This window comes from Paraburkholderia aromaticivorans (genome assembly GCF_002278075.1).
GTDB lineage: Bacteria > Pseudomonadota > Gammaproteobacteria > Burkholderiales > Burkholderiaceae > Paraburkholderia > Paraburkholderia aromaticivorans.
On the sequence record NZ_CP022989.1, the window covers coordinates 3017057 to 3043360 of the forward strand.

General features: G+C 64.7%; 21 protein-coding genes. 5 read left to right on the forward strand and 16 right to left on the reverse strand.

Annotation, left to right across the window (positions count from 1 at the left end; translation table 11 throughout):
* Window positions 1-297: 297 nt before the first annotated feature.
* Window positions 298-1287, reverse strand: a complete 990-nt coding sequence (locus tag CJU94_RS13820) for an alpha/beta fold hydrolase (RefSeq protein ID WP_095419158.1) — start codon at window positions 1285-1287, stop codon at window positions 298-300.
* Window positions 1288-1378: 91 nt separating this feature from the next.
* Complete coding sequence (locus tag CJU94_RS13825) at window positions 1379-2869, reverse strand: flavin-containing monooxygenase (protein WP_095419159.1); 1491 nt, start codon at window positions 2867-2869, stop codon at window positions 1379-1381.
* 153 nt (window positions 2870-3022) lie between these two features.
* On the opposite strand from CJU94_RS13825, the gene CJU94_RS13830 reads away from it, so the two are divergent.
* Entirely contained in the window at window positions 3023-3712 is a 690-nt protein-coding gene (locus tag CJU94_RS13830) for a TetR family transcriptional regulator (RefSeq protein ID WP_208645316.1), read from the forward strand.
* Between the two features lie 111 nt (window positions 3713-3823).
* Here the strand turns inward: CJU94_RS13830 and CJU94_RS13835 are convergent, their stop codons facing one another.
* The 3 genes from CJU94_RS13835 to CJU94_RS13845 all read right to left on the reverse strand — a co-directional run bounded on the left by CJU94_RS13835 (window position 3824) and on the right by CJU94_RS13845 (window position 6806).
* Window positions 3824-5014: a tetratricopeptide repeat protein gene (locus tag CJU94_RS13835; RefSeq protein WP_095419160.1), complete on the reverse strand. Its 1191-nt coding sequence runs from the start codon at window positions 5012-5014 to the stop codon at window positions 3824-3826.
* An 88-nt stretch (window positions 5015-5102) separates the two neighbouring features.
* Window positions 5103-5783 (reverse strand): PspA/IM30 family protein, encoded by a 681-nt coding sequence (locus CJU94_RS13840; protein ID WP_011488613.1) that lies wholly within the window; start codon window positions 5781-5783, stop codon window positions 5103-5105.
* Between the two features lie 396 nt (window positions 5784-6179).
* Window positions 6180-6806: a hypothetical protein gene (locus CJU94_RS13845; RefSeq protein WP_095419161.1), complete on the reverse strand. Its 627-nt coding sequence runs from the start codon at window positions 6804-6806 to the stop codon at window positions 6180-6182.
* Between the two features lie 492 nt (window positions 6807-7298).
* On the opposite strand from CJU94_RS13845, the gene CJU94_RS13850 reads away from it, so the two are divergent.
* Both CJU94_RS13850 and CJU94_RS13855 read left to right on the forward strand, forming a co-directional pair.
* Window positions 7299-9800, forward strand: coding sequence for a penicillin-binding protein 1A (locus CJU94_RS13850; protein WP_095419162.1), 2502 nt, complete (start codon window positions 7299-7301; stop codon window positions 9798-9800).
* 430 nt (window positions 9801-10230) lie between these two features.
* Window positions 10231-11082, forward strand: a complete 852-nt coding sequence (locus CJU94_RS13855; protein ID WP_244220832.1) for a lipid A biosynthesis lauroyl acyltransferase — start codon at window positions 10231-10233, stop codon at window positions 11080-11082.
* Between the two features lie 198 nt (window positions 11083-11280).
* On the opposite strand, the gene CJU94_RS13860 is transcribed toward CJU94_RS13855, so the two are convergent.
* From CJU94_RS13860 to CJU94_RS13870, 3 genes are read right to left on the reverse strand one after another with little or no spacing between them, the layout of a single operon-like run.
* The gene (locus tag CJU94_RS13860) at window positions 11281-12777 is read right to left on the reverse strand and encodes an efflux transporter outer membrane subunit (protein WP_095419164.1); all 1497 of its coding nucleotides are present in this window, start codon (window positions 12775-12777) and stop codon (window positions 11281-11283) included.
* A 2-nt stretch (window positions 12778-12779) separates the two neighbouring features.
* Window positions 12780-15917, reverse strand: coding sequence for an efflux RND transporter permease subunit (locus CJU94_RS13865; RefSeq protein WP_095419165.1), 3138 nt, complete (start codon window positions 15915-15917; stop codon window positions 12780-12782).
* Entirely contained in the window at window positions 15914-17065 is a 1152-nt protein-coding gene (locus CJU94_RS13870; protein ID WP_095419166.1) for an efflux RND transporter periplasmic adaptor subunit, read from the reverse strand. Before CJU94_RS13870 ends, CJU94_RS13865 begins: the two co-directional genes overlap by 4 nt.
* 217 nt (window positions 17066-17282) lie before the next feature.
* Between CJU94_RS13870 and CJU94_RS13875 the strand changes: the two genes are divergently transcribed.
* A complete protein-coding gene (locus CJU94_RS13875) occupies window positions 17283-17900 on the forward strand; it encodes a TetR/AcrR family transcriptional regulator (protein WP_095419167.1) in 618 nt (205 codons plus the stop codon).
* A gap of 30 nt (window positions 17901-17930) precedes the next feature.
* Here the strand turns inward: CJU94_RS13875 and CJU94_RS13880 are convergent, their stop codons facing one another.
* Window positions 17931-18143: a hypothetical protein gene (locus CJU94_RS13880; RefSeq protein WP_095419168.1), complete on the reverse strand. Its 213-nt coding sequence runs from the start codon at window positions 18141-18143 to the stop codon at window positions 17931-17933.
* 288 nt (window positions 18144-18431) lie between these two features.
* Between CJU94_RS13880 and CJU94_RS13885 the strand changes: the two genes are divergently transcribed.
* Window positions 18432-19496: a LysR family transcriptional regulator gene (locus CJU94_RS13885; protein ID WP_095419169.1), complete on the forward strand. Its 1065-nt coding sequence runs from the start codon at window positions 18432-18434 to the stop codon at window positions 19494-19496.
* Between the two features lie 172 nt (window positions 19497-19668).
* On the opposite strand, the gene CJU94_RS13890 is transcribed toward CJU94_RS13885, so the two are convergent.
* The 7 genes from CJU94_RS13890 to CJU94_RS13920 form a co-directional block, all read right to left on the reverse strand.
* Window positions 19669-20058: a cupin domain-containing protein gene (locus CJU94_RS13890; RefSeq protein ID WP_095419170.1), complete on the reverse strand. Its 390-nt coding sequence runs from the start codon at window positions 20056-20058 to the stop codon at window positions 19669-19671.
* Between the two features lie 248 nt (window positions 20059-20306).
* Complete coding sequence (locus CJU94_RS13895; protein WP_095419171.1) at window positions 20307-21212, reverse strand: AraC family transcriptional regulator; 906 nt, start codon at window positions 21210-21212, stop codon at window positions 20307-20309.
* Window positions 21209-21439, reverse strand: a complete 231-nt coding sequence (locus CJU94_RS13900; protein ID WP_095419172.1) for a DUF2795 domain-containing protein — start codon at window positions 21437-21439, stop codon at window positions 21209-21211. Before CJU94_RS13900 ends, CJU94_RS13895 begins: the two co-directional genes overlap by 4 nt.
* A gap of 196 nt (window positions 21440-21635) precedes the next feature.
* Window positions 21636-21890 carry a hypothetical protein gene (locus CJU94_RS13905; protein ID WP_095419173.1) on the reverse strand — a complete coding sequence of 85 codons (255 nt, stop codon included), beginning with the start codon at window positions 21888-21890 and terminating at the stop codon, window positions 21636-21638.
* A 257-nt stretch (window positions 21891-22147) separates the two neighbouring features.
* Complete coding sequence (locus tag CJU94_RS13910; RefSeq protein WP_095419174.1) at window positions 22148-23485, reverse strand: C45 family autoproteolytic acyltransferase/hydrolase; 1338 nt, start codon at window positions 23483-23485, stop codon at window positions 22148-22150.
* A 163-nt stretch (window positions 23486-23648) separates the two neighbouring features.
* The gene (locus CJU94_RS13915) at window positions 23649-25382 is read right to left on the reverse strand and encodes a ClcB-like voltage-gated chloride channel protein (RefSeq protein ID WP_095420353.1); all 1734 of its coding nucleotides are present in this window, start codon (window positions 25380-25382) and stop codon (window positions 23649-23651) included.
* A gap of 112 nt (window positions 25383-25494) precedes the next feature.
* The gene (locus tag CJU94_RS13920) at window positions 25495-26232 is read right to left on the reverse strand and encodes a glutathione S-transferase (RefSeq protein WP_095419175.1); all 738 of its coding nucleotides are present in this window, start codon (window positions 26230-26232) and stop codon (window positions 25495-25497) included.
* Window positions 26233-26304: the final 72 nt, after the last annotated feature.

Sequence of the window (26304 nt, forward strand, 5' to 3'; positions counted from 1 at the left end):
GTTCGTAGCGTCAGCGCGGACCTTTCCTTCTCTTACCGGCATCCATGATCGACGGCTTCGCGCGCGTTTCCGGCTGGCAACAGCTCTACCACCTGTGGGAGCTGATCGTCATGCTCTGCAAATTCCTGTGGGGCCTGTTGCGTTTGCTCGGTGGCGGCTGAGCGCGCCGGCGCGGCGCATGCGAAGGGCGGGCGGGATTCGCACGACTTCAGCGCGCGAATCGTCGATTGAGTGATCAGCGCGAAAGCGGGAGAAATCAGGAGAAAGCGGGAAAAAGGCGCGCAAGCAGGCGTCAGATCAGGCCGGCGCGCGATACGCCCCTTTGTCGGCCGGAACCCGCGCGTCACCTGTTCCGAGAAACGCGCGCAGATCGGCCATGACGCGCTCGGGCGCTTCTTCCATTGGAATGTGGCCGAGCCCCGGATACATAACCGACTTCGCGCCCGGAATGCGGCTGGCGAATTCGGTGGCGTGCGCGGGTGGAATCCAGCGATCTTTCGCGCCCCAGAGCACCAGCGCCGGCACGTCGAGTGTCGTCAGCACGTCGGTGTCGACTTCCTTGAAGTCGAGCGTGGGCACCATTTTGCCGATCGCTTCGCGCGTCCCCTCGCCGTGAAAGAACTCGACGTAGCGGCGCAGCGTTAGCGCGTCGAGCTTGCGCGGATCGCCATAGACATTGCGCACCGCGCTCTTGATGATGGCCTCGGGCAGCCACCACGGCGAGCTGACCCGCACCAGCGCGCTATTGAACAGGCCGATGTATATCGGCAGCTTCATCGGAAAACCGGCCGAGTCGATCAGCACGAGCCGCTCGACGGCTTCACGGTGGCGCGCCGCGTAGTCCCACGAAATCAGTCCGCCGAGCGAATTGCCGATAAAGGTCGCGCGCGAGATGCCGAGCGCCTGCATGAACGTGTCGATGAAGCGCCGGTAGGCCGGCAGATTCATCGTTTCGATGTCGCCGCTGGTTGAGCGCAACGGCCCTGTCACGCCGAACGGCGGCAGATCGAGGCGGATCACGCGATGCTCGCGCTTGAGTTCATCGGCGAGCCGATTCCACGTATGCAGCGAAGACGCGAAACCGTGGATCATCACGATGATGTCGCCGCTGCCTTCGTCGATGTAATGCACATCGGCGCCCATGATCTCCACGAAGCTGGAGCCGCTTTGCGTATAGCGACGCCGCAATTCGTCGCGCGGCACGCTGGTGATGCCGAGGCGCGCGGCGAGCGAGCGCGACGGCAGCGGGGTGGTCGAGGCGGGCGTGGTGGAGTCGATGCTTGCCATGCTGGTTGTCTCCCTGTTAGTTCGATTGGCTTCGAATCGGATGGCATCGGCGGCGTCTCGCTCTGCCGGTTATCGGCCACCGCTCATGTCGTCAGGGCACGAAGCGATAGTCGTGCGCACGCACGCGCCGCGTGCGTTTGCGAAAGCTGAAGGTGAACCCGGGCCACAATGCGGTGACTTTGCCGCTTCGGGTCTGGTACCAGCTGTGACATCCGCTCACCCATACTGAGCGCTGCATGTCCTTTTGCAAACGCGCGTTGAAATCACGCTGCACGTCGGGCCGCAGATTCATCGTACGTGCTCGACGGCGGCGCAGTACGCGCAGGCAATCGGCGATGTATTGCACTTGCGACTCGATCATGTAGATCATCGAGTTGTGGCCGAGTCCGGTATTCGGACCGACGATCATGAAGAAGTTCGGGAAGTTCGCAATGCTGACGCCGAGATAGGCCTCCGGGCCGTCGCGCAGCCACAGGGCGCCGAGGTCCGCGCCGTCGAGGCCGGTGACGTCGAACGGCGCGCCGACGTCGTTGACCTGGAAGCCCGTGCCGCAAATGATCGCGTCGGCGCGACGATGCACACCGTCTTCGGTCACGACGCCGTCGGCGACGATCTCGCGAATGCCGCTCGTCACCACGTCGACGTTCGGCTGATTCAACGCAGGATAGTAGTCGCTCGAAAGCAGCACGCGCTTGCAGCCGAGCCGGTAGTTCGGCGTGAGCTTGGCGCGCAGGGCAGGGTCTTTGACGCGTCGTTCGAGGTAGCTCAGGCCGAATTTCATCGGCAGCTTCATCAGTTCCGGATTGAGCACGAACGCAATGGCGCGCGATTCGAGTTGCCAGTAGATCGCGCTGCGCACGAAGCGCTGGGTGAACGGCAAATGCCGGAACAGCCATTGGGTGCGCGCGTTCACTGGCTTGTCGGGTTTGGGCATGATCCACGGCGCGGTGCGCTGGAACAGATCGAGATGCGCGACGCGCGCCTGGATTTGCGGCACGAACTGGATCGCGCTCGCGCCGGTGCCGATCACCGCGACGCGTTTGCCGTCGAGTGGATACGCGTGGTCCCAGCGGGCCGAATGAAACAGCTTGCCTTGGAAACGTTCGAGCCCGGCGATTCGCGGCATCGCAGGGCGCGACAAGGGGCCGCTCGCGGCGATCACCACGTCGGCCTCGACGTGTTCGCGCACGCCGTTCACATCGAGCTCGACGCACCAGACCTGGCGCGCTTCGTCGAAACGCGCGGCGGCCACGCGCGCGTGGTAGCGCACGTAGCGGTCCACGCCATATTTGCGGGCGCAATGCTTCAGGTAAGCGAAAATCTCCGCCTGGCCACCGAACGCACGCGACCACGCCGGATTCGGTTCGAACGAAAACGAATAGAGATGCGAAGGTACGTCGCAGGCCGCGCCGGGATAGGTGTTGTCGCGCCACGTGCCGCCAATGTCGCCGGCCGCCTCGTAGATCGTGAACGACGTGATGCCCATTCGCTGCAGCCGAATCGCCATGCCGATGCCGGCAAAGCCGCTCCCGACAATCGCAATGCGTGGCGCGGCGGATGGGGCAGTTGAGGCAGGCGTCACGGCGGTCTCCGGGAGGGGGCGAATTTCAGGCATCTACGGCGTCTACGGGTGTCTACGCAGCATAACGCGCAGGGTAGACAACTGTGCACCTGGCGTCAAGATCGTTTAGAGTATTGCTATTAAACGCGCGTGGCGCGCATTGATTGAAATCACATGACATCCATACCCGAAGCGGCAGCCGCCGCCGAGCATGGCGTAGCCGCGGGGCAGGAATTGCCGGCCGGCAAGCGCAAACTGATCGAAGCCGCGTTGCGTCTGACCGCGGGCGGCCGCGCTTTTGCGAGTCTGGGTTTGCGCGAACTGGCGCGTGAGGCGGGGCTCAATCCCAACACGTTCTATCGCCATTTCGACACGCTCGACGATCTGGCGCGCGAAGCCGTCGAATCGGTGAGCCGCCGTTTGCGGCCCATGTTGCGGCGCGAGCGCTGGCTCGCCGCGCATGACGAGCCGTATAGCGTGCCGCGTCGTGCGTGCGTCGCGTTCTTTGCGTTCGCGCTGGAAAACCGCGAGGCGTTTCTCAGCGCGCTGGCCGAATATCATGGCACCTCGCGCGCGTTGCGCGAGGCCGTGCGCGCGAACCTGCACGAGGTCTCGGCGGAAATGGCCGACGACGTCGTTCAACTGGAATTGATGCCGACGCTTTCACGCGAAACCGTCGACGAAGTCTGCACGCAGACCGTTCTGCAACTGTTCCATCTATCGGCTGAGTATATCGACGCAAACGAAGCGCGCCGCGATGCGCTGGTCGCCTATGCGGAGCGTTTTATCGTGAGGCTGTTCGCGGGTTCGGTGTTGGTCGCGCAGCATGAGCCGGGCAGGGCGCCGTCGTCGATGTGGGCCTGAGGCCTGAGAAGCGCAAAACGAAGAAGCGCAAAACGAAACAGGCTCCGTGAAGGAGCCTGTTTTCATCTACGCCTGCCTGCACGACTGATGTGATCTCAGCCGCGACGCAGCTCAGGTATCGTTCCAGCCGCCGGAGTCGTCGTTGCTGCCCATATCGACGCCGCCGCTGTTGTCACTCCAGTCGTTCGAACCCTGGCCGAAGTCGAGGCCGCCGCCATTGCCGCCGTCGTTGCCACGGCGGCGCGTTTCGTCGTCGACGATCACGTCACGTTCGACCACGCGCTCACGCCCGGAATTCAGCGCTTCGCCGAGCAGCACGCCGGTCAGCAAACCGCCCATGCCGCCGCCGAAACCGCCACCGCCTTGCTGCACGATAACCTGCGGCTGTTGCTGATACGGCCCTTGCTGCGGATAGGGCGCTTGCGGCGGATTGCCGAAACGTTCGGCTTCCTGCGCATAGGGGGAGGGTTGCGTGCCGGCGGCCGGCGCGGCATACGGATCGGGCTTGCCGTCCGCCCGCGCGCGCAGGCTGCCGAGGCGCTGTTCGAGTTCGTCGAGCTGATACGGCGGCACCGGACTCTTGCTGTTCGACAAGGTTTCGACGAGGCCGCGCAACTGGTCTTCGGTCGCTTCGACTTCCTTTTCCAGCGCCTCGTGCCCTGGCACCGTGGAAAGCTTCACGTCGAGCTTGAGCGAACGCACGGTGTTGAGCATGTCGGTGGCGCGCTTGAGTTGCACGCGACGATCGTCGTCGGCGCGCGTATCGCCTTGCGTGCGGGCGCGGCGCAAGGTCCAGCGCAGCACCAGCGCGATCACGCCGATCAGGACAAGGATGCCGATCCACATGCCCATGCCCGGACCATGCCGTTGCGGCGCCTGCGACATCATGGCCGACTGCTGCTGCACGGCCGGCGTCGTCTGCTGCACGAACGGGTTGGCCGCGTGGCTGGTGGTGTTCGCGGTCGCGGCGCCTGCCCGTTCCGCGTCCTTGCGAATACGCGCTTCGGTTTGCGCGAAACGGGTCGGGTCGGTGAAGCGGATTTGCGGGTCGAGTGTCTTGGCCTGCTGCACCTGGGCGAGCGCGTCGGCGGAACGGCCTTCGCGGTCGAGCACCTGCGCGTACAGATAATGCGCGCGCGCATTGTTCGGATGCGCCTGCAGCACTTCGCTCAGGCCCGCATCGGCCTGTTGCCAGTTGCCTTGCGACATGGCCGATTCGATCTGCTGGACGGTGGGCACGGCGAACGCCGCAGCCGACACGAACAGCAGTGAGGCAAATGCGGTTGCAAGAAATTTTTTCATTTACGGACCGGGCGCGTTGCGCCCGTCTCCTTCAGTCGATTCCGGCGGCTCACACGAAGGCCGCCGGTATGTACTGCTGCCGACGCAATTACTGGGCCGGCGTATTGATCTGCTTCTTCAATGCTTCGAGACGATCTTCGACGGACGGGCCGCGGTTCAGATCCGCGAGCTTGTCGTCGAGCGCCTTGCCGCTCTTCACGTCGGCCGAATTCAGGCGGGCGTCCGAACGGGCATTCGACAGCGCAACCTTGTCTTCCAGCTTCTGGAAATCTTCGGACAGATTCTTGCCGCCGATGCCGCCCAACGCCGTGGCCGCCACGTCTTTCGCCTGAGCGATCTGCTGCTTGGCTTGCAGAATGTTCGAGCGCGCATTCAGGTCGTTGCGACGGGTGCGCATGTCTTCGATCTGACTCTTCAACTGCGCCACCGACGGCTCCAGCGTGGTCAATTCCTTCGCCAGCGCATCGCGTTCGGCTTCGGCCGTGGCCTGCGCGCCGAGGGCCTCGCGCGCGAGCGCTTCGTCGCCGGATTGCAGCGCGCGTTTGGCGCCGTCTTCATACTTCTTCGCCTTGTCGGCGGCAACATCGCGCTTGCTTTGCTGCGTGGCCACTTGCGCCTGGATCTCGATCAGCGAGTTCTCGGCTTTGGCGATGCTTTCGTCGAGTTCGCGCACGATCTGGCGCGAGTCGCGCGACGGATCCTGCACGGAATCGGCTGCGTCGTTCAGGAGACCTTTGAGCGTGCGCGAAATGCTGTCAAAAAGCGACATGAAAACCTCCAAAGAATGTAAACGGCGCTGAATAACCCCGCGCGCCCAACTGCATTCAACTGCTACTTTACGCCGCTGCGCACGAAGCTGCGCAGCGTTCGGACCGGAGTTCGGGGCGCACGCGGCGAATGCAATAGCGGCGACGTAAATTGTTCGATTCGGATATCGGGCTGCGAGCAGTTCAAAAGGTTAAATCGCGCGGCGCGTCATTCTGACGCTCGCGGATATTACACCACGTGCTCTCTTAAAACCGCCTTAAAGGGAGCGATGACAGATTCACGAGGTTCGCTTGCGCGCCATGCGCAACGCGCACGCATTCGAATGCGTGCAGATGTAACGACATGCAACGGCAATGCGCGGACTCGCGTCTCATATCAGGTACGCTGCGCCGCCTCGTCAAGCAAAGCGGCCGCCCTTTGTGCTTGGCTCGCCGAGCGGATCGTCGTCTTCGCGCACGCTGTCGACGCGGGGGCGCTTGAGCACGCTGCGCAATTGCGCTTCGGAATCGGTTGGCTGGAGCGTGGCTCCTTCTGTCGAAGCCGCTTTGGCCGCCGCCACCCGCGCGACCGCCTCCGCTGTGGCCACGGCTTCCTCGTCGATGTCAGCGGCGAGGGCGGCGGCGACACCCGCCGGCAGCAGCGGCGCGGGCGCATCGTCGATGACGGTGCGCGCCGGCGCGCTCGCAGCCGGCGTGGACGCAGCGGAACCCGCCGCGCTGTCGGCGGACTCGCCGGTAGCGCCGTCGCCGCGCGTCTGCAAGGCCGGCGGCAGTGCGGCGCGCGCGTGCCGTGTGCCGCGCGCGACCCGCTGCAGCGCTGCGTCGAGCGCATCGGGCGCACGCGGGGCCCGCAGCCGGTCGACGATGCTCGCCGCCTTCACCTGTTCGCTGGTCGCGCCGAAGCTCAGCACCGCGCGCCGCATCAGCTCGCTGACGCTAATGCCCAGATTCTCCGCGGTGGCGGTAATCGCGCGTTTCTGCGCGGTCGTGACGAATACGACGATGCGTTCGCTGGGCTTGTTCATGGTCGGCTCGCATACTTGTTGGCATGGGCGGTTCAAAGCGGACATTTGGCGAACGCCGCAACGCGCGCAGGTGTTGGCGCGCGCGGAGTCCATCATATGACGAGTTGCCCCGCTGCGGAACGGGCGCGACATGAAAATCCCGTGACATCAACGAGTTGTAGTGTTTGCGGGCGGCTTGTCCACAGGCCTTTCAACATTTTCTGTGAATAACTCCGAGCCGGCGCAAAAGCGCTCATATGACTGCCCGGAACTACAGACTCCTTTCGCACGAAGGGAATTCTTACAAAAAAACTAACTTGGACCGCGCTCGATTTCTTTTAAAATGCGCTGTTACGTTGCGCCGGACATGGTCCCGGGCGTGCCGTGCGGCCGGCCGGGGGCACAGGGCCGCGCGGTGGTTTGCGCCTCGGTCCAGGATGCCCGATCACGATCCATGCACGCGCCACGAGCGCGTGCAGAAAGGCGTTCGGTTACGCGCCCACTATTCCAGTCATGCCAATCATCAAACGACCGCATTCATCCAATTCTCCGTCTGGTGAAGACCGGGATTCCTACCAGCGCACGCCAGGACGCAATGCAGCTTCGCGCGACGCCGAGGCCGGCCGCCGTTCCATCGGTGCGACCATCGCCATCTGGTTCGCCGGCCTGATCGCAACCATCGCGGTGGTGGGCGCGCTGATCATCGGCTATGCGCTGGTGGTGATGGGGCCGCAACTGCCGTCGCTCGACGCGCTCACCGACTATCGCCCGAAGGTGCCGCTGCGCGTCTACACGGCGGACCACGTGCTGATCGGCGAGTTCGGCGAAGAGCGGCGCAGTCTCGTGCGCTTCCAGGACATTCCGGATCAGATGAAGAAAGCGGTGCTCGCGATCGAAGACTATCGCTTCTACGAGCACGGCGGCGTCGACTTCATCGGCATTCTGCGCGCGGGCGTGTCCGACCTTTCGCACGGCGGCGCCTCGCAGGGCGCGAGCACGATCACCATGCAGGTGGCGCGCAACTTCTTCCTCTCCAGCGAGAAGACCTACACGCGCAAGATCTACGAAATGCTGCTCGCGTACAAGATCGAGCGCGCGCTCACCAAGGATCAGATTCTCGAGCTGTACATGAACCAGATTTATCTGGGCGAACGCGCCTATGGTTTTGCCGCGGCCGCGCGCGTGTACTTCGGCAAGGATCTGAAAGACATCACGCTGGCGGAATCGGCGATGCTGGCCGGCTTGCCGAAGGCGCCGTCCGCGTATAACCCGGTGGTCAATCCGAAGCGCGCGAAGATCCGTCAGGAGTACATTCTGCGGCGCATGCTCGAGCTCAGGTACATCAGTCAGGAACAATACGACCAGGCGGTGAAGGAAGAGATCCACACCAAGAATCCGGGCAACGAATATAGCGTGCATGCCGAGTACATCGCCGAAATGGTCCGGCAGATGATGTACGCGCAGTACAAGGACGAAACCTATACGCGCGGCCTGAACGTCATCACCACGATCGACTCCGCCGACCAGGACGCCGCCTATCGCGCGGTACGCAAGGGTGTGATGGATTACGAGCGGCGCCACGGTTATCGCGGGCCGGAAGGTTTCGTGCAGCTGCCCGCGCCGGGCGACGACCGCGATCAGACTATCGACGACGCGCTCACGGATCACCCCGACAACGGCGAGATCATCGCCGCCGTGGTGACGGACGCAACGCCGAAGCTGGTGAAGGCGCAACTGGTGGACGGCACGCAGCTCGCGATCAGCGGCGACGGTCTGCGCTTCGCGGCGGGCGCGCTGAGCGCGCGCGCGGCGGCGGCCACGAAGATCAAGGTCGGCTCGATCGTGCGTGTTCTCGCCGACGACAAAGGCAACTGGCAGATCACGCAACTGCCGCAGGTGGAAGGCGCGCTGGTGTCGCTCACGCCGCAGGACGGCGCGATCCGCGCGCTGGTGGGCGGCTTCGACTTCAACAAGAACAAGTTCAACCACGTCACGCAGGCGTGGCGTCAGCCGGGTTCGAGCTTCAAGCCGTTCATCTATTCGGCCGCGCTCGACAAGGGTCTCGGACCGGCCACCATCATCAACGACGCGCCGCTGTACTTCCCGTCGAGCACGCCGGGCGGCGACGCGTGGGAGCCGAAGGACGACGACCAGCCGGACGGTCCGATGCCGATGCGTCTCGCGCTGCAGAAGTCGAAGAACCTCGTGTCGATCCGCATTCTGTCGTTCATCGGCACCAAATACGCGCAAGACTTCGTCACGCAGCGTTTCGGCTTCGACGCCGACAAGACCCCGCCGTATCTGCCGATGGCGCTCGGCGCGGGCCTCGTCACGCCGCTACAGTCGGCGGGTGCGTATTCGGTGTTCGCGAACGGCGGCTACCGGATCAATCCGTATCTCATCAACGAGGTGACGGATGCGCGCGGAGAGGCGCTCTCCAAAGCGCAGCCGCTCACGGCCGGCCGCGACGCGCCACGCACGCTCGAACCGCGTAACGCGTACATCATGAACAGCCTGCTGCATTCGGTGGCGACGGCCGGCACGGGCGCGGGCACCAATGCGCTGCATCGCTCGGACCTGCAGGGCAAGACGGGTACGACCAACGACGCGAAGGACGGCTGGTTCGCCGGCTACCAGCAATCGCTCGTGGCGGTGGCGTGGATGGGTTATGACCAGCCGAAGACGCTCGGCAGCCGCGAATTCGGTGCGCAGCTGGCCTTGCCGATCTGGGTGGAATACATGCAGCGCGCGCTGCGCGGTGTGCCGCAAAGCGAACCGGCGCAACCGGACGGCGTCACCGCCGTCGACGGCGAGTTGTTCTATACGGACATGACGCCGGGCAACGGCTTCGTGGCGAGCATCGGTCTCGATTCGGCGAACCCGACCGCGGGCGTGAGCGACGCGGTTGGCGGCGTGGGGCCCGCGGGCATGACGCCGCCGACCGTGCCTCCGCCGAGCGTTTCGTCGAACGAGAAGAAGCAGATCATGGATCTGTTCGAGTCGAACAAGCCCTGAGTGCCCCTAAGCGGAGTTCTTGCGGGCTGTTAGGCGTGTACGGGCCGCGAAGCTCGCCCGCTTCGCACACGCAAGTTTTTGAAAGAGAGCGGACGCGCCGCCTGGCGTGGCGTTCGCGCCGCTTGCCGGGTGGGCCACCCGGCGGATTGTGTGCATGGCATACGCAGTGTGTTTTAATCACGCCTGCGGTGCATTTATCAAGGGTCCTAAAGGACGCCTGATTCCTAGACGGTTTCAGCCTCCAGCACCACTACGTCGCGCCGCGAGCGGGGCGTCCATTCTCGAACTCCGCGCCGCGCGAGACCCGGTATGACGCGCGCGCGTCTGTCACTTCGTCCGCAGGCACCGTTGAGGTTGCCGCGGGCGGTGTGTTTGCCATCCAGCATCCACCGGGTCCCGCCTTGTGAAAAGTCGAATCCTGATCTGTCTGATGACGGGTCTACTGCGCGCGTTTGCCTTTCTGCCGTACAGCGTTGTCGCGCGGATTGGCACAGGTATCGGCGCGTTGCTCTACCGCATTCCGAGCACGCGCCGGGGCGTCGTGCATACCAATCTGAAACTGTGCTTCCCTGACATGAGCGACGAGGCGCGCGAACGTCTGGCGCGCGCGCACTTTTGTCACGTGATCCGCAGTTACGTCGAGCGCGGGCCACAATGGTTCGGCAATGCGCAGGCGCTCGCGCGTCTCGTCGAGGTGGAGAGCGCGATCGATCTGTCGGATATGACAGGCCAACCGACTATTTTCGTCGGCTTTCATTTCGTCGGCATCGAGGCGGGCTGCATGATGTATTCGACGCGGCATCCGGTCGCCTCGCTCTACACGCCGATGTCGAACCTGCTCTTTGACGCGATGGCCAAGCGCCAGCGCGGCCGTTTCGGCACGGAGATGATCCCGCGCAGCGATAGCGTGCGGCGGGCGTTGCGCACGCTGCGCGACGGCAAGCCGGTGATGCTGGCCGCGGATATGGATTTCGGTTTGCGGGACTCGGTGTTCGTGCCGTTTTTCGGCGTGCCGGCCTGCACGCTGACTTCCGTCTCGCGGTTGGCGCGTGCGGCGAATGCGCGCGTGGTGCCGTTCGTGACGGAAGTGCTGCCGGATTATCGCGGCTACAAATTGAGCATCTTCGAAGCGCTGGGTGATTTCCCATCCGACGATGTGACGGTCGACGCGCGGCGTATCACCGCATTTCTCGAGACGCAGGTTAGACGGATTCCTGATCAATATTACTGGGTGCACAAACGTTTCAAGAATCGGCCGGCGGGTGAGGCGAGTGTGTATTGATGCTGCGCGGCGGCGAGGGACGACAATGCGCGGGCCGCTGCGGACGCGAGATCGAGCGCGACGCGTCGCTAAACGCGTCTACAGAAGAATGTGCCGCCTGGCCAAGGACTTAGCCGGTATCTCCGGGTGTTATCAACAGGTCTGTCAACAAAAAGTGGGGATAACTTCCCGGCCGTCGGTACGGAATCCCAGGTTTAGCTACTCGGCAGTGCCCGCGCTCGCCGTCGAAGCTCCACCCACCCCCGTCTCAACCGGCGGATTCCCCATCGCCTGGAACAGCGCCGCCGTGTCCGTCAGACGCGCGCTCGTATAGCGAATCTCATCGAGCTGCGCATTGCGGAACTGCTGTTCGCTCGAGCGCGCCGACGCGACAGGCAGCGCGCCCAGCCGGTAGCGCCCGGAGGTTTCATCGAAGATGCCTTGCGCGGAGCGCGCGGCAATGTTCGCGGCGTCCAGCGCTTGCGAGTCGTGCTCCAGCGCCGCGAGCGTGTCCGCGACGTTCTGGAACGCGGCCAATACCGTTTGCTTGTACTGCGAGACCGTGGCGTCGTAGGTATCGACCGCCGCGCGCCGTTGCGCAAACAGTGCGCCGCCATGAAACAACGGCTGCGACAGCGACGCACCGATGCTCCAGATCGCGCCCGCGCCGGAGAGCGCCACCGGCCAGCTAAAGCCGCCTTGTCCCATCGACGCGCTCAACGACAGGCTCGGAAACATCTGCGCCGTGGCGACGCCCACGTCGGCGGCCGCGGCTTTCAACGCGGCGTCGGCGGCCTGAATGTCGGGACGGGTGCGCAGCAGCTCCGACGGCACCACCACCGGCACCTGTTCAGGCACATGCAATTGCGCGAGCGCGAGATCGTCCGGCGCCGCGTCGGGCGTCCGGCCGAGCAGCACCGCCAGCGCGTGGCGCGTGCTCAGCCATTGCTGCTTCAGCCCCGGCAAGCTCGCGGACAAACTGGCCGCACTCTGTTGCGCGCTCAACTGATCGGCATGCGAGACCGCGCCCAGCGCATAGCGCCGCTGCGTGTCGCGCGCCTGATCGTTGGCGATCGTCACGAGCCGTTCGGTCGTCTCGATCTGCGCATGCAGCGCGGCGCTCGTGATTGCCGCGGTCACAATGTTGGCGGCGAGCGCGCGGCGCGCGGCATCGAATTGATAGGCCTGAACGTTCACGCGCGCGGCGAGCGCGGCATCGGCGAGGCGCGCGGCGCCGAACAGGTCGAATGTGTAGTGCGCCTGCAATTGACCGACAAAGACGTTGTACAGAAACGTGTTGGGTCCGATCTCCGGGATCGCCAGCGCACGATTGCGCGTCGCCTGGCCGCCGGCGTCGATGGTCGGCAGCATCGAACTGCCGATCTGCGCGCGCAACTGTTCGCGCGCGGCGGCAAGGCTCCGGTCCGTTGCGGCGAGCGTCGGACTGTTGCGCAGGCCTTCGTCGACCAACGCGTTCAGCGCGTCCGACTGATACAGCGTCCACCATTCGGGCACCGGCTTCGCGCCGACCACGAACTGCTGCGTGACGCCTTGCGCGGGCACGGTTTGCGTCGGCTGCGCCTGGGCGCCGTAGTGCGCCGGCTGCGGCATCGCGGGCGGCTCGCCGCTCGGTCCGAACGAACAGGCGGCGAGCGCGCATGCCATGCCGGTGAGGGCGGCGACGCGCGAGTATCGCAAGAGGGTGGGAGTGACCATGCTCAATTCCCCGTATGCTTCGTGCCGGACGCGGACGGCGTCTGCGGCTCGCGTTCATCGACACGCACGCGGAACGACGTGGCGTACAACGCGGGCAAATAAAACAGCGTGAGGATGGTGGCGCTCGTAATGCCGCCCATCAGCGCGGTCGCCATCGGGCCGAAGAAATTCGAGCGCAGCAGCGGAATCAGCGCGAGCACGGCCGCCGCCGCAGTCAGCGTGATCGGCCGGAAACGCCTCACGGTCGCGCCGACGATCGCATCGAAACGCTTATGCCCCGCGGCAATGTCCTGCTCGATCTGATCGACCAGAATCACCGAGTTGCGCATGATGATGCCGAACATCGCGATCACGCCGAGCATGGCGACAAAGCCGAACGGCTGGCCGAACAGCAGCAGTGTGAGCACCACGCCGATCAGCCCGAGCGGGGCGGTCAGCACGACCATCAACACGCGCGCGAAACTTTGCAACTGGATCATCAGCAACGTGAGCACGGCGATGATCATGATCGGCATCTGCGCATTGATCGACGTCTGGCCTTTGCCGCTTTCCTCGACCGAGCCGCCGATTTCGATCCGGTAGCCGACCGGCAAGCTGCCGCGAATCTGGCTCAACGCCTTGTCCACGCCATGGGTGACGTCGATGCCTTGCGCGCCGGGCGCGACGTCGGACTGCACGGTGATGGTCGGCTGACGGTCGCGCTCCCAGATCACACCGTATTCGAGGTCGTTGCGCAGATGGCCGAGCGTGCCGAGCGGCACCGGGCCGTTCGGCGTGGGCATGGCCAGCGTGACGAGTTGCGCGGGATCCACGCGTTCGGTCTTGGGCGCGCGCAGATCGACGCTGATCAGCTTGTCCCGTTCGCGGTATTGCGTGACGGTGTAGCCGGAGAGCGTCATCGCGAGGAAGCTCGAAATATCTTCGGAGCTCACGCCCAGTTCGCGCGCTTTTTTCTGATCGACTTCGAAGCGCACCGAGCGCTCGGCGGGTTCGTCCCAATCGAACTGCACGTTGCGGGTGCCGCGGTCCGCACGCAGGGTGGCGGCGACGCGCTCGGCGATCGAGCGCACGGTGGCGATATCGTCGCCGCTCACGCGGAACTGCACCGGATAGCCCACGGGCGGTCCATTCTCGAGACGCGACAGACGCGTGCGGATCGCTGGAAAGTGATCGCGCAATTGCGGTTCGAGCCATTGCGCGAGCTTTTCGCGATCCTTCACCGACTTCGCCGTAATCACGAATTGCGCGAAATTGGGTTGCGGCAACTGCTGATCGAGCGGCAGATAGAAACGTGGCGCGCCGGTGCCGACAAAGTCCACCGTATGATCGATCTCCGGGCGGCCCGCCAGCGCTTTTTCGAGCCGCGTGGCCTCACGCAGCGTGGCTTCGAACGACGCGCCTTCGGGCAGGCGCACGTCCACCAGCAACTCGGGGCGGTCCGAACTCGGGAAGAACTGTTGCGGCACCAGCGTGAAGCCGGCCATGGCCAGCACGAACAGCACGACCGTGATCGCCAGCACGACGAAGCGCCGCTCGATGCACCAGCCGATCCAGCCGCGCAGGCGGCGGTAGAAACGCGTGTCGTAGATGTCGTGCTCGTGATCGTCGGGCAGATGCGTCTCGTGCGCCTCGCGTTTGCGCTCCGGCAGCAGGTGATAGCCGAGCAGCGGAATCAGCACGACCGCCGCAAGCCACGAGGCGATCAGCGCGATGGCCGATACTTCGAAGATGGAGCGCGTGTATTCGCCGGTGCTGGACTTCGCCAACGCGATCGGCAGGAAACCGGAGACGGTGACGAGCGTGCCGGTCAGCATCGGAAACGCGGTGCTGGTGTACGCAAAGGCCGCCGCGCGCGTGCGGTTCCAGCCTTGCTCCAGCTTCACCGACATCATCTCGACGGCGATGATCGCGTCGTCGACGAGCAGCCCCAACGCGAGCACCAGCGTGCCGAGCGACACCTTGTGCAAGCCGATGTCGAACAGGTACATGCACAACGCGGTGACGGCGAGCACCACCGGGATCGAGATCACGACCACCATGCCGGTGCGCACGCCGAGCGAAACGAGGCTCACCACCAGCACGATCGCCACGGCTTCGGCGACGGCTTCGAGAAAGTCGTCGACCGACTGCGCGACCGCGTTCGGCATGCTCGACACTTCGACCAGTTGCAAGCCGGCGGGCAGCGCGCGGCGCAACTGGACCATCTGCTGATCGAGCGCCTTGCCGAGACGGATCACGTCGCCGCCCGGCTGCATGGTCACGCCGATGCCGAGCACGGCTTTGCCGCCGGCGCGCATCTGGGTGACGACAGGGTCGTCGTAGCCGCGTTTGATCGTGGCGATATCGCCGAGACGGAACGAGCGGTTGTTGATGCGGATCAGCGTGTCGGCGAGCGCGTTGACGTCCTTGAACTGGCCGGTGGGACGCACGAACACGCGGTCGTCGGCGGTGGTCAGCGTGCCGGCCTGAGCGACGCTGTTCTGCGAGTTGATCGCCTGGCCGAGCTGCTGCGGCGAGATGCCCAGACGCGTGAGCTGCGTGTTGGCGATCTCGATGTAAATGTGCTGGTCCGGATCGCCGAAGTAATCGACCTTGCCAACGCCCGGCACGCGCAGCAGCACGGTGCGCAACTGGTCCGCGTAGTCGTGCAGTTGCGCGGCCGAAAAGCCGTCGCCTTCGAGCGTGTAGATGTTGGTGTAGACGTCGCCGAATTCGTCGTTGAAGAACGGGCCTTGAACGCCTTGCGGCAGTGTGGCCGCGATGTCGCCGACTTTCTTGCGCACCTGGTACCAGGTTTCTGGCACGTCCTTGACCGGCGCCGAGTCTTTCATCGAGAAGAACATCAGCGATTCGCCGGGGCGCGAATAGCTGCGCACGAAATCGATGGCGGGCGTTTCCTGCAATTTGCGGCCGATGCGGTCCGTCACCTGTTCCTGCACCTGGCGCGCGGTCGCGCCCGGCCAGAAGGTGCGGATCACCATCACGCGGAACGTGAAGGGTGGGTCTTCGGATTGCGCGAGCCGCGTATAGGCAAGAATGCCGAAGGCGGTCGCGAGCGCGATCAGGAAGACGACCAGCGCCTGGTGGCGCAGCGCCCAGGCGGACAGGTTGAAGCGGCCCTCTTCATGGGTGGTGCTCATGAAGCGAAGTCCTCGGGATGCAGCGGCGCGATCGCGCGGACTTTTTCGCCGGCGCTCACCGTATGCACGCCTTGCAGCACCACGCGTTCGCCGTCCTTGAGGCCCTGAGCGATCACGACCGTGCGCTCGTTGTAGCGCGTGACCGTGACGCGGCGCAGTTCCAGCGCGTTGTCCGCGGCTCGCACGATCCATACGGCGGGATGGGTGCCGTCGTGAAACAGTGCGGTGGCGGGCACGGTGAATGAAGCGTTCTGTCGGGCCGCGGTGTTGGCCCAGGCGGCGAGTTCGATATCCGCGGTCATGCCGAGGCGCACGTCCGCGCCGGGATTCTCGAGCGTGAGTCTCGCGCGGTAGGTGCGGCTTTGCGGATCGGCGGCGGGTGAGAGTTCGCGCACGCGCGCGGCGAACTTGCGCCCAGGCAGCGCCGCGAGCGTGACGTGGGCGGTTTGGCCGAGCGAGAGCGCGGCGAGCGCGCTTTCCGGCACGTCGCACACCACGTCGATGTCGCCGCTCCAGGCGAGGTTGTAGACGGCCTGGCCCGCGGACACGTTCTGGCCGGTGTCGGCCTGTTCGGCGGTGATCACGCCGGCGTGGTCGGCGGCGAGCGTGGTGTAGTGCAGCTGGTCTTTCGACAGCGCGGCCTGCTGCGCGGCTTGATCGCGCTGCGCGACGGCGGATGCGTACGCATTGGTGGTCTGTTCGAGCTGCGCGGGGGCGATCAGGTTTTCTTTGGCCTGCGCCTGATCCCGATCGAGCTGCTGCTTCGCATAGACGAGGCTGTGCTGGGCGGCGGCGAGCTGCGCCTGCGCGCTCGCGGCATTTTTTTGCGCGTCGGCCGGATCGAGCCGGGCGACGATCTGACCGTTCTTCACCACGTCGCCGAGACGCACGCGCCGCTCGACGATCTTGCCGCCGACACGAAAGGACAGCGGCGTCGAATAACGCGCCTGCACTTCGCCGGGCAACGAGGCTGCCGGCGCCTCGCTGCCGTCCGCATGCACGGCGACTGCGACCACCGGGCGCGGCTCGGGTGCCGCGGCTTCTTTCTTCGAACACGCGGCGAGCGTGACGACGCCCGCGAGAACCAGGGCGAATGCTGCATGGCGCAGGCGCTCGGGACGGCCATGTGGATGGGACTGCGGGCGCATCGCGGGCGATGCGCAGAGACCGGGACGCTTCACAATTACCCCAACTGGAGACAGCGAACGAACACGGCAAGCCGCAGTGGCCCGCCAGCGAAGACGCGCCGGCCAATATGCAATTGGCATACGCGTCTGACTTCGAATGACGCTTTGCATTCTAATACACACCTGTATTTGAATGTTGGGGTGAATTGGGATTCTTTTCAGTGCTAGACTTGCGCCCATGAAACGGCAACGACTCACCCGCGAGCAGAGCAAAGACCAGACGCGCGAGCGTCTGCTCGACGCTGCGCAAGCCATTTTTATGAAGAAGGGTTTTGTCGCGGCGAGTGTCGAAGACATCGCGGCGGCGGCGGGTTATACGCGCGGCGCGTTCTATTCGAACTTCCGCAGCAAGAGCGAGTTGTTCCTCGAACTACTGCGGCGCGACCACGAGGTCATGCAGGCGGGGTTGCAGGCTATCTTCGCGAATGCGGCATCGCGTGAAGAAATGGAGGCGCGCGTGCTGCGCTACTACAGCAACCTGCATCGCGAGAACAAGTGTTTCTTGCTGTGGGTGGAGGCGAAGTTGCTGGCGGTGCGCGACGGCCGTTTCCGGCTTCGCTTTAACGCGTTCATGCACGAAAAACTCGAGCAGTTGAGCGCGTATATCCGCGAGTTTTCGGCACGCGTGGGCACGCCGATGCTGATGCCGCCGGAGACGCTGGCGATCGGCTTGATGGGGTTGTGCGACGGCGTGCAGTTTTTCTACACGGTCGACCCGCAGAACGTGCCGGCGGAGATGGCTGAAACGGTGCTGGCGGGATTTTTCGCGCGCGTGGTGTTCGGGCGCGAAGCGTAAAGCGTAAAGCGTAAAGCGTAAAGCGCTGGATCAGTTGGTCGCCAATTGCGCGCAGGCGTCGGCAACCGGCGTTGCGCACACGAACGAATACTGGCCGCTGTAGCGCAGGACTTCTTCGCCCACATGCAGCACCACCTTGATGTCCGGGCAGCGTTCGTACGCAATGAAAGCCGAGCAGGCCGCCGCGGACCAGCAAACCAGCGAGAACGCGATTTTTTCGAAAAGCTGAAAACGATGTGTCATAGCGATTGCAATTGATTTCCCATTCGGGCGCTATGATACCAGCATCCTAGGGTTTATACCTAGTCGAAATCCGCAATAGCTTTTGCCATAAACCGCACAAGAGATCTCGCGACGGCCACGCTGGCGTCTTCGGCAAACCTGTCGGGAATGTCATGTTCAGGTCAGGGTTGGGACATGATCGGGTCGATACAATCGGATCGTTGGGCAAACCCGCGCGCGCCTTGCCGCCGGGTCGACACAGGCGCGCGAGGTGCGCCGGCCCGGCTTTACCGTGGCAGGAGTCGTCCCATGAACCAATTGCAGTCGATGCGCGTATTCGTCAAAGTGGCCGACCTCGGCAGTTTCGTCCGCGCGGCCGGCGCGCTGGATCTTTCCACCGCGGTCGTGACGCGCCACGTCGCCGATCTGGAAGCGCGCCTCGGCACGCGCCTGCTCAATCGCACCACGCGCCGTCTGTCGCTGACCGAATCGGGCATGACCTATCTGGAGCGCGTGCGCCATATTCTCGATGACCTGGAAGGCGTGGAGCAGATGGTGGTGGCGCGCAATCACGAGCCGGTCGGCACCTTGCGCATCGTCGCGCCGGTGGTGTTCGGGCTGCATAGCCTCGCGCCGGTGGTGCAGTCTTACGCCGCGCGCTATCCGGAGGTCGTGCCCGATGTCACGCTCGCCGATCGCCATGTCGATCTGGTGGAAGAAGGGTTCGACGTCGGCATCCTCGTTGCGCGGCCCATGCGCAGCGCGAGTATCGTCATGCGGCGGCTGACCACCGGCTATATGACGGTCTGCGCGACGCCCGCTTATCTGGCCCAGCACGGCACGCCGACGCGGCCCGAGCATCTGCTCGCGCATCCGTGCCTGAGCCGGCCGTCCGAGCAGGGTGGCGAAGAACGCCTCTTCAGCGGGCCGGACGGCGACGTGCGGGTGCGGCCCACGAATGCGATCGTCGCGAACAATACGGAGATGCTCAGGCAGTTCGCGCTACTGGGCATGGGCGTGGCGATCCTGCCGAGCTATCTGATCGGCCGCGATCTGGCTTCCGGGCGGCTCGTGCCGCTGCTTTGCAACTACCATTTGCCGCAGATCGACATCACGATCGCCTATCCGAGCCGGCTGCATTTGCCGGCGAAGGTGCGGACTTTCATCGACCATCTGGTCGAGCATTTTCAGCCGCAGGGTCAGCAAACGCGCGATCCGCGCGCGCGGACCCAGGCGGGTGCCGCGAGCGGGGCAGCGGAGGTGATGAAGGGCCTGAAGCGCTCGCCCGAGCCGGAATTGTCCGTCGATGCCGATGGCGCGCCTGCGTTGCACAAGGTGGCGCGTTCGCGGATCGTGGCGTCGTCGCCGTTTTGATGCCGAGCGCGAGGCGCGCTGACATTTGCCGCGGCGCGCGCCAAAGGTCCCGGCCTTTGACGCGAGCGAGACGCGCAAAGGAATCATCGTAGGTGCGCCGCGTGTTGGCCGCAGCCGCGGCGAACTGCGGGATGGGCTCGTCGCCCGCAGCCGCGGCGAACTGCCGGATGGCCTAAATCCACACGTCGTTTGCCGCCGTCCGTTCGCTGACTTCCTCGCCGGTATTCTTTACGCCGCGCGGCTCGATCAGTAGCAGCTTCACTTCGCGTTCGGCGTACGGCTTGTGCTCGGTGCCCTTCGGCACCACGAACATTTCACCAGGCGAAATCAGCACGAAACCGTCGCGCATGTCGATGCGAAGTTGCCCGTCGAGCACGATGAACGTTTCGTCGGTGTCGGCGTGCTCGTGCCAGATGAAGTCCCCTTCGATCCGCACCAGCTTGAACTGATAGTCGTTCATTTCGGCGACCACGCGCGCTTGCCACTGGTCGTTGAAGAGCCCCAGTTTTTCCGCGAAATTGACGGCCTGATACGGCCGTTGAGTGAGTTGGGCGTTGGACATCTCGGTGCTCCTCCTGAGCGGTTATGTCAGGCGGGAAGCGTACGGCGCGACGTATAGACGGGTCTTGAACGTTTGTGCGCGCGGCGTTGCGCGCCGCGCGATCAGGCAGGCAGGAATGCGGGCGGTCGGGCAGGCGAGTCACCGGCACGGAAGCACGGAAGCACGGAGGTACGGAGGTACGGAGGTACGAGAGTACGAAAGCGCGCATGCACGAATGCACGAATGCACACCTGCCTGCCCGCCCTCGCTCAGCGCCCGCCGTGCACCGACGACCCAAGCATCTTCAGCCACTGCGCGGGCGCAACGCCCCAGGCGTGCTTGAAATGCCGCGTCATGTGACTCTGATCGGCAAAGCCGCTGGCCGCGGCGGCGTCGGCAAGCGACACGCCTTTGAGCACCAGTTGCCGCACGAGATCGAGACGCCGCATGGTCAGATAGCGGTGCGGACTGGTGCCGAACAGCGCGCGAAAATCCCGCGACAGACTCCAGCGGTCGCGACCCGATGCCGCAGCCAGTTCGTCGAGCGTGACGGCGCGATCGAGCGACGCCAGCAGGTAATCGCGCGCAAGCCTTGCCGCGCGATAATCGACCGGTCGCGGCGTATCCCGGCCGCCCGCCACCGTGTCGAGGGCGACGGCCAGTTCATGGAGCGCGCCGTCCTGTTCGAGCGGGTCGATCGCGCTCTCCATTGCGCGCAACAGGCCCTCGGTGGCGGCGAAGAGGCGCGGATCGTTCGACAGCCCGCCTTCCAGGAAGGGCAGCGGCTTGCCGCCGAGCGCCTGCTGGAACAGCGCCGGATCGACATAGATCATGCGGTAGTGGAAACCGTAGCCGGTGCCGGCCTGGCCGTCGTGTGGTTCGTCGGGATGGAGCACCATCGTGCCGCCCGGCAGACTGCTTCGCATACTGCCGCGATAACGAAAACTCTGAACGCCGGCCAGCGTGCGGCCGATCGCATAAGTATCGTGCCGGTGCATCGCGTAGCCGGCATGATGAAAGAAAGCCTCGATCCGTTCGATGCCGTTCGCGCCTGCCGTTTGCGGCGAGCGATAGATCCAGTCGGACCCGTGCTTTTCGCCGGACGAAAGCGCAAGGGAAACCGAAGGAGAAGGCGCGCGGGAGCGAGGCGGCGACGAAGCCGGCTCGTCGCTCATGCGCCGAGGCCCGGACTGTAATTGCCGCTGATCAGGCGCGTCACGGAGGCGATGTCGACGTAATCCTGTTCCGGCATGCCGTCGAGCATCGACAGCACCTCGTTGCTCGCGCCGGCTTCGCGCGCGGCGTCGACCAGGGCGTCTTTGTTGGTGGGAAACTGGACGTCGCTCAGAAGATCGGCGATCTGAAGGTCAATCGACTCGCCGGGAATGGCCGATGCGGTCATGCAAACGCTCCTGGTGATACGGTTGGACGTGACGGTTGCCGCCGGGCCGGCGGACAGGCTCAGGGCAATGCCCGGGATACCGGTCGGACAATACCACGCCAGTAGCACACGCCTGCTTCCGCCCCCGGCGCGGCTTGATGCGCCAGAAAGCTCAAGCATGCAACCCGGCACGCATGTCGGTCCGCGACAAGTAGTCTCACGTCTGCAGATGCTCGTTCTGCCCGGTAAAGCTTCGGTCCAGATGTCGCGATTTGGGCAGCGCGATATGTTCCCATCGTTGCGGACGATTGCTGTCCGTGGCGGCGACATCCGGCGCCGCGGGCGCGACGGGTGCGGCGTCAGCGCGTTCGGCAAGACTACTGGCGGTCGTGCTGTCGGGCGCGGTGTGAACCGGCGCGGCAAAACAAGAGGCTGACAGCGTCACCATGGTCAACAGCGTCGAGGTTTTCATCTCCCGACCTCCTAAGCTCATGCGGCGCTGACTGTAGAGCAAGCGCTGTGCCGTCCCCGCGTCGAAAGGACGGCCCACGCTACACGCGGCGTTGCGCGCCTGTTGCCCCCGCGTGGAAGGCAATCTTGCGGCGCACGCGCGTTCCCGACAAAACGGCATTGTCGATTCCAGATGATGGCAGAAACCAGCCGACAACGCAGCAGCGCCGTCGCGAACGGTCATGCGGCGGGCATGTTGCGGTGCGGCAGACGCGCTTTCTAGCGCAATACCTCGAAGCGCGTCCACGGCCACGAAGGCCGGTCGCGCATGTAGCCGTTCAGCCAGTTCCACTGCGGATGCCGCTTCATGAACGCCTGAGCGTCGAACGGCCGCCCGCACGGATGGCCCCAGCGGGCGCTGAATGCCATCTCGCGGGCCATTTCGCTGTCGACCACTTTGCCGTCGTTGGCGCCCCACGGATTGAACGGTCCGTGATCGGTACCGCCAAAACGCGCGTCGTCCAGTTCCAGATGCCCGCAGATGGTGCGTGAGCAAGGGTTGTCGTTACGGTCGAGATAGACGTCGTGGTGGTCGGCGATCATCTCCTTGGCGAGTTCCACGTCGATCTTGCCGCGATGCAACTCTTCCAGCTGCATGAAGCGCAGACGGCGCGCGCCGTTCTTGCGCACGTCCGTAAAGTCTTCACCTTCGCCGAGGCATTCCTGGTTGCGGATCTTCAGATCGGTCGCGGTGTTGTAGCCGCTATAAAAACCGTCCCTGGTGCTTTCGAAACCGGAGAAGTGCAGGCCCAGTTCGTAGCGCGCGATCTCGCCGGTCTTGGTGTCGCCGAGCAGCCAGCTATTCGCATAGCCGCCGTTGTTGGCGATCGCGAACATTTCGCACCATTCGCCGATGCTGTTCGCGTACTGCGACGCGCGCCGCGAGCGGTAGAACTCGGGTGCGCCCGCCGCGTTGTAGCCGGCGAAGTTGGAGATGGTGGTTTCGGTCACCATCAGTCCGGCGGCGGTGACCCAGAAATCCGTGAGGCTGGAGATGCAGCCGGGCAAGCCTTGCATCAGGATGCGGTTGCCCCGGTCGGGCACGATGTCGAACACGACGTTGAACGCGTCGCCCGCCGCGTAGCGGTCCCACGAGTTGTGCGCCATCACGATGCGGCCATCGCGGGTCGCGTTGCCGGTGGCGATGAAGGCACTGCAGTGGTGCCCGCGCCGTCCGCGCCACGGTTTCATGCCGAGGCTCGGCTGCTGTTGCGCCGCGTGCGAGGGCCACCAGCTTTGCAGCAGATCCATGTAGCCGTTCCAAGCCAGCACTTCGGCGAACGGCAGCTTCGCGCCGTCGGCGATACCCTGGATTTCGTCGGCGAATTCGGTGTCGAGTTTGTTGGCGAACTGGGAGACCGCGGCGTTGACAAAGGTGTCGAAGTCTTCGCCGGTGTCCCACTTCGCAAGGTAGCGGGCCGTGTGGATCGCGTTGCGGATTTCAGTGGCGAGCAACTGGCCGTGCTGCTCGCCGCGGTCGTAGGGCTCGCCTTCGATATGCAGGAAAATCCAGCCCGCCTGATCGCGGCGCACGGCATCGAGGGACGGTTCGCTCATCTTCGCTCCGATCGAAGGACGGGCGTCTCGGTGCGCCCGTTCTGGCGTAACGCGCGCTGTCGGCGTTCGCCGCAGCGGTCTGTCCATTGTAGAGAATTTGCCGCGCTTTGCACGGCACGCAAGAGACGTCGGGCGCGGCCTGCAAGCGAACGGAGCGCGGCGGCTAGCGCGTCGGATTCATGCGGAAGTACGCATCGAGCAACGAGGTTTTATAAACCACGCCGGCCAGCAAGGGATGCGCGATGCTTTCGATTACCGGGAGGCGCTCGCCCTGGAACGCCAGGAAGTGCTGCAACGCCACGCCGAGCGGCATGTCCGGCGTGAGCACGTCGAAATGCGGCTGCAGATAGTCGGCCGCCGTCTTCGCCGAGGTGTCGCGGCCGTCGAGCAGGTCGGAGGTGATGTCCTTGAGCGCGACCACGCCGAGAAACGCGCCGGCCTCGTCGGCAACGTAGAGATATTTCACCGGATATTCGAGGAACACGCGCGTCATGGCCTGCACGGTCGCGTTGGGCAGCACGACGGTTTCGGCGGGGCGGATCAGCTCGCGCATTTGCGTGGCGCGCAGGCGCGAGCGTTCCTGTTCCTCCTGATTGCGCCGCAAGGTGATTTCGTACATGGACGTCTTGCCGATCGCGCGCGACACGAAGTAGGCGACCACGCAGGAGAGCATGAGCGGCAGCACCACCTGGTAGCTGAGCGTCATCTCGAAGATCATCAGGATCGCCATCAGCGGCGCCTGGGTGGCGCCCGCCAGAAACGCGCCCATGCCGACCATCGCATAGGCGAACGGCGCCGACGTGCCGTGCGGCCACAGCGCATGCATGCCCTGGCCGAACAGCGAGCCGACCACCGCGCCGACGAAGAGCGTGGGCGTAAACACCCCGCCGATCGCGCCGGAGCCCGACGTAGCCGCGGTGGCGACGATCTTGAAGCCCAGCACGAGCACGAGGGCGGTCCACGTCCACGGCGAATGCAGTATCGAGTTGACGACGCTATAGCCGTTGCCCCACACCTCCGGCGTCCAGACCGACAGCACGCCGACCACCAGGCCGCCGAGCGCGAGCCTCACGGGCAGCGGCACCGGCAGCTTGCGGAAGTTTCGCTTCGACACGTCGAGCAGGCGCAGAAACTGCGGAGCCGTCGCGCCGCACAACAAGCCGAGCGCGACGAACAGCAGCACCTCCACTCCGGCCACCGGCGGAAACACCGGCATTTCGTACGGCGGCTTGTAGCCGGCGAATTCACGCATCGTGATGTTGGCCACCACCGCCGAAACCACCACGGGCCCGAAGCTTTCCATCGCAATCGAGCCGAGCACGATTTCGGTGACGAAGAACGCGCCCGCAATCGGCGCGCTGTACGCGGAGGTGATCCCGGCCGCCGCGCCGCATGCCACGAGCAGGCGCAGCCGTGCCGGATCGAAATGCACCCAGCGTCCGATCAGCGACGCGGCCAGCGCCGCCAGTTGCACCATCGGACCTTCGCGGCCGATCGAGCCGCCGCTCGAGATCGTAAACAGCGACGACACGCTGCGCCAGAAGCTCAGCTTCACCGGCACCACGCCGTCGCCGATCGCGACCGCTTCCATGTAGTCGATGTGGTTGCACTTGTCCGCGTGACGCTGCGCGATCAGCAGAAAGAAGCCGGCGATCAGACCGCCGGCGGCGGGCATCCAGATCCGCACGGTCCACGGCAGGCCGCGCGCCATTTCGACGAAGCTGCCGGCCTTGCCGACCGCCGCGAATTGCAGCAGCGCAATGGCCTCACGAAAGGCGATCGTGGCAAAGGCCCCCGCAATGCCGACCACCACCGACCAGACCAGCATGGTGTGGGCTTCGGAGAGGCGGAACAGATCTTGTGCGCGAGTGCGCAGCTTCAGCAGGAATGAAAGCACGTCGACGGTACGGGGCGTGAGAGTGGGTTGAAAAGCGCGCACGGCAACAGCAGCGCGCCCGCTTCGGACGGCGGGCGCGCTACGCTGCGTGAGCGAGGGAAAACGGCGCGGGTCAAGGGGCCGCCTTGTCGAGTTCCGGATAGTGCCGGAAGATGCAGGCCTCGTTGTGTTCGATGCGCCGCTCGGACCGCAGATACGCGGCGATGTTCGGCCGCTCGATCACCGCGTCGTGCAACGCGGCAAGCCGCGGATAGTGTTCGCCGAACCGCTTGAGCGCGCGCGGAAACGCGTACAGCAAGCCGTCGATCAACTGGAACATGGACAGGTCGACGTAGGTGAGGGTGTCGCCCACCATGAACTGATCGCCGGCCGGATTCTGTTTGAGCACGCGCTCGAAGTACGACATGAACTTGGGAATGCGGTTGTCGATGAAGTCGTGCGCACGCACTCTGGCGGCGTCCTTCTGGTCTTCGTAGTAGAGCGAACTGGCGAGCGGGTGGTGGGTGTCGTGCGCTTCGGTGACCATGTCGGCGATCGTCAGTTGCAGGCCGTTGGCCACGTAGCGCAGGCTGTCCACCATGGGCGCGAGGTTCAGCCGCGGGCCGAGATAGAACAGGATGTTGGCGGTCTGCGCGATCACCAGATCGCCGTCTTTCAGAAACGGCGGTGCGAACGGCGGATAGGGCTCGTCCCTGCTCTTCATCACCGCCATCATCGCCTTCGTGCCGAGACCTTCCGACGCTTCGCCGCGCGCCACTTCCACATAGTCGGCGCCGGCTTCCTCCAGGGCGAGCCGCACGAATTCGCCGCGGCCCTGCAGGCCGTCCCAGTAATAGAGTTCCAGGCTCATCGATCGATCCTCATTCCGGTTGCATGGACAGCGCGCCTGAGCGCACTGCATGGGCTGACGGCTTCAGCAACC

Excerpts from the sequence above, each read along its gene's own strand:
- CJU94_RS13920 (WP_095419175.1), bottom strand. The coding sequence starts at position 26,232 with ATGAGCCTGGAACTCTATTACTGGGACGGCCTGCAGGGCCGCGGCGAA.
- CJU94_RS13820 (WP_095419158.1), bottom strand. The coding sequence starts at position 1,287 with ATGGCAAGCATCGACTCCACCACGCCCGCCTCGACCACCCCGCTGCCG.
- CJU94_RS13860 (WP_095419164.1), bottom strand. The coding sequence starts at position 12,777 with ATGGTCACTCCCACCCTCTTGCGATACTCGCGCGTCGCCGCCCTCACC.
- CJU94_RS13840 (WP_011488613.1), bottom strand. The coding sequence starts at position 5,783 with ATGTCGCTTTTTGACAGCATTTCGCGCACGCTCAAAGGTCTCCTGAAC.
- CJU94_RS13855 (WP_244220832.1), top strand. The coding sequence starts at position 10,231 with ATGACGGGTCTACTGCGCGCGTTTGCCTTTCTGCCGTACAGCGTTGTC.
- CJU94_RS13865 (WP_095419165.1), bottom strand. The coding sequence starts at position 15,917 with ATGAGCACCACCCATGAAGAGGGCCGCTTCAACCTGTCCGCCTGGGCG.
- CJU94_RS13845 (WP_095419161.1), bottom strand. The coding sequence starts at position 6,806 with ATGAACAAGCCCAGCGAACGCATCGTCGTATTCGTCACGACCGCGCAG.
- CJU94_RS13880 (WP_095419168.1), bottom strand. The coding sequence starts at position 18,143 with ATGACACATCGTTTTCAGCTTTTCGAAAAAATCGCGTTCTCGCTGGTT.
- CJU94_RS13870 (WP_095419166.1), bottom strand. The coding sequence starts at position 17,065 with ATGCGCCCGCAGTCCCATCCACATGGCCGTCCCGAGCGCCTGCGCCAT.
- CJU94_RS13835 (WP_095419160.1), bottom strand. The coding sequence starts at position 5,014 with ATGAAAAAATTTCTTGCAACCGCATTTGCCTCACTGCTGTTCGTGTCG.
- CJU94_RS13875 (WP_095419167.1), top strand. The coding sequence starts at position 17,283 with ATGAAACGGCAACGACTCACCCGCGAGCAGAGCAAAGACCAGACGCGC.
- CJU94_RS13885 (WP_095419169.1), top strand. The coding sequence starts at position 18,432 with ATGAACCAATTGCAGTCGATGCGCGTATTCGTCAAAGTGGCCGACCTC.
- CJU94_RS13905 (WP_095419173.1), bottom strand. The coding sequence starts at position 21,890 with ATGAAAACCTCGACGCTGTTGACCATGGTGACGCTGTCAGCCTCTTGT.
- CJU94_RS13910 (WP_095419174.1), bottom strand. The coding sequence starts at position 23,485 with ATGAGCGAACCGTCCCTCGATGCCGTGCGCCGCGATCAGGCGGGCTGG.
- CJU94_RS13900 (WP_095419172.1), bottom strand. The coding sequence starts at position 21,439 with ATGACCGCATCGGCCATTCCCGGCGAGTCGATTGACCTTCAGATCGCC.
- CJU94_RS13850 (WP_095419162.1), top strand. The coding sequence starts at position 7,299 with ATGCCAATCATCAAACGACCGCATTCATCCAATTCTCCGTCTGGTGAA.
- CJU94_RS13890 (WP_095419170.1), bottom strand. The coding sequence starts at position 20,058 with ATGTCCAACGCCCAACTCACTCAACGGCCGTATCAGGCCGTCAATTTC.
- CJU94_RS13830 (WP_208645316.1), top strand. The coding sequence starts at position 3,023 with ATGACATCCATACCCGAAGCGGCAGCCGCCGCCGAGCATGGCGTAGCC.
- CJU94_RS13895 (WP_095419171.1), bottom strand. The coding sequence starts at position 21,212 with ATGAGCGACGAGCCGGCTTCGTCGCCGCCTCGCTCCCGCGCGCCTTCT.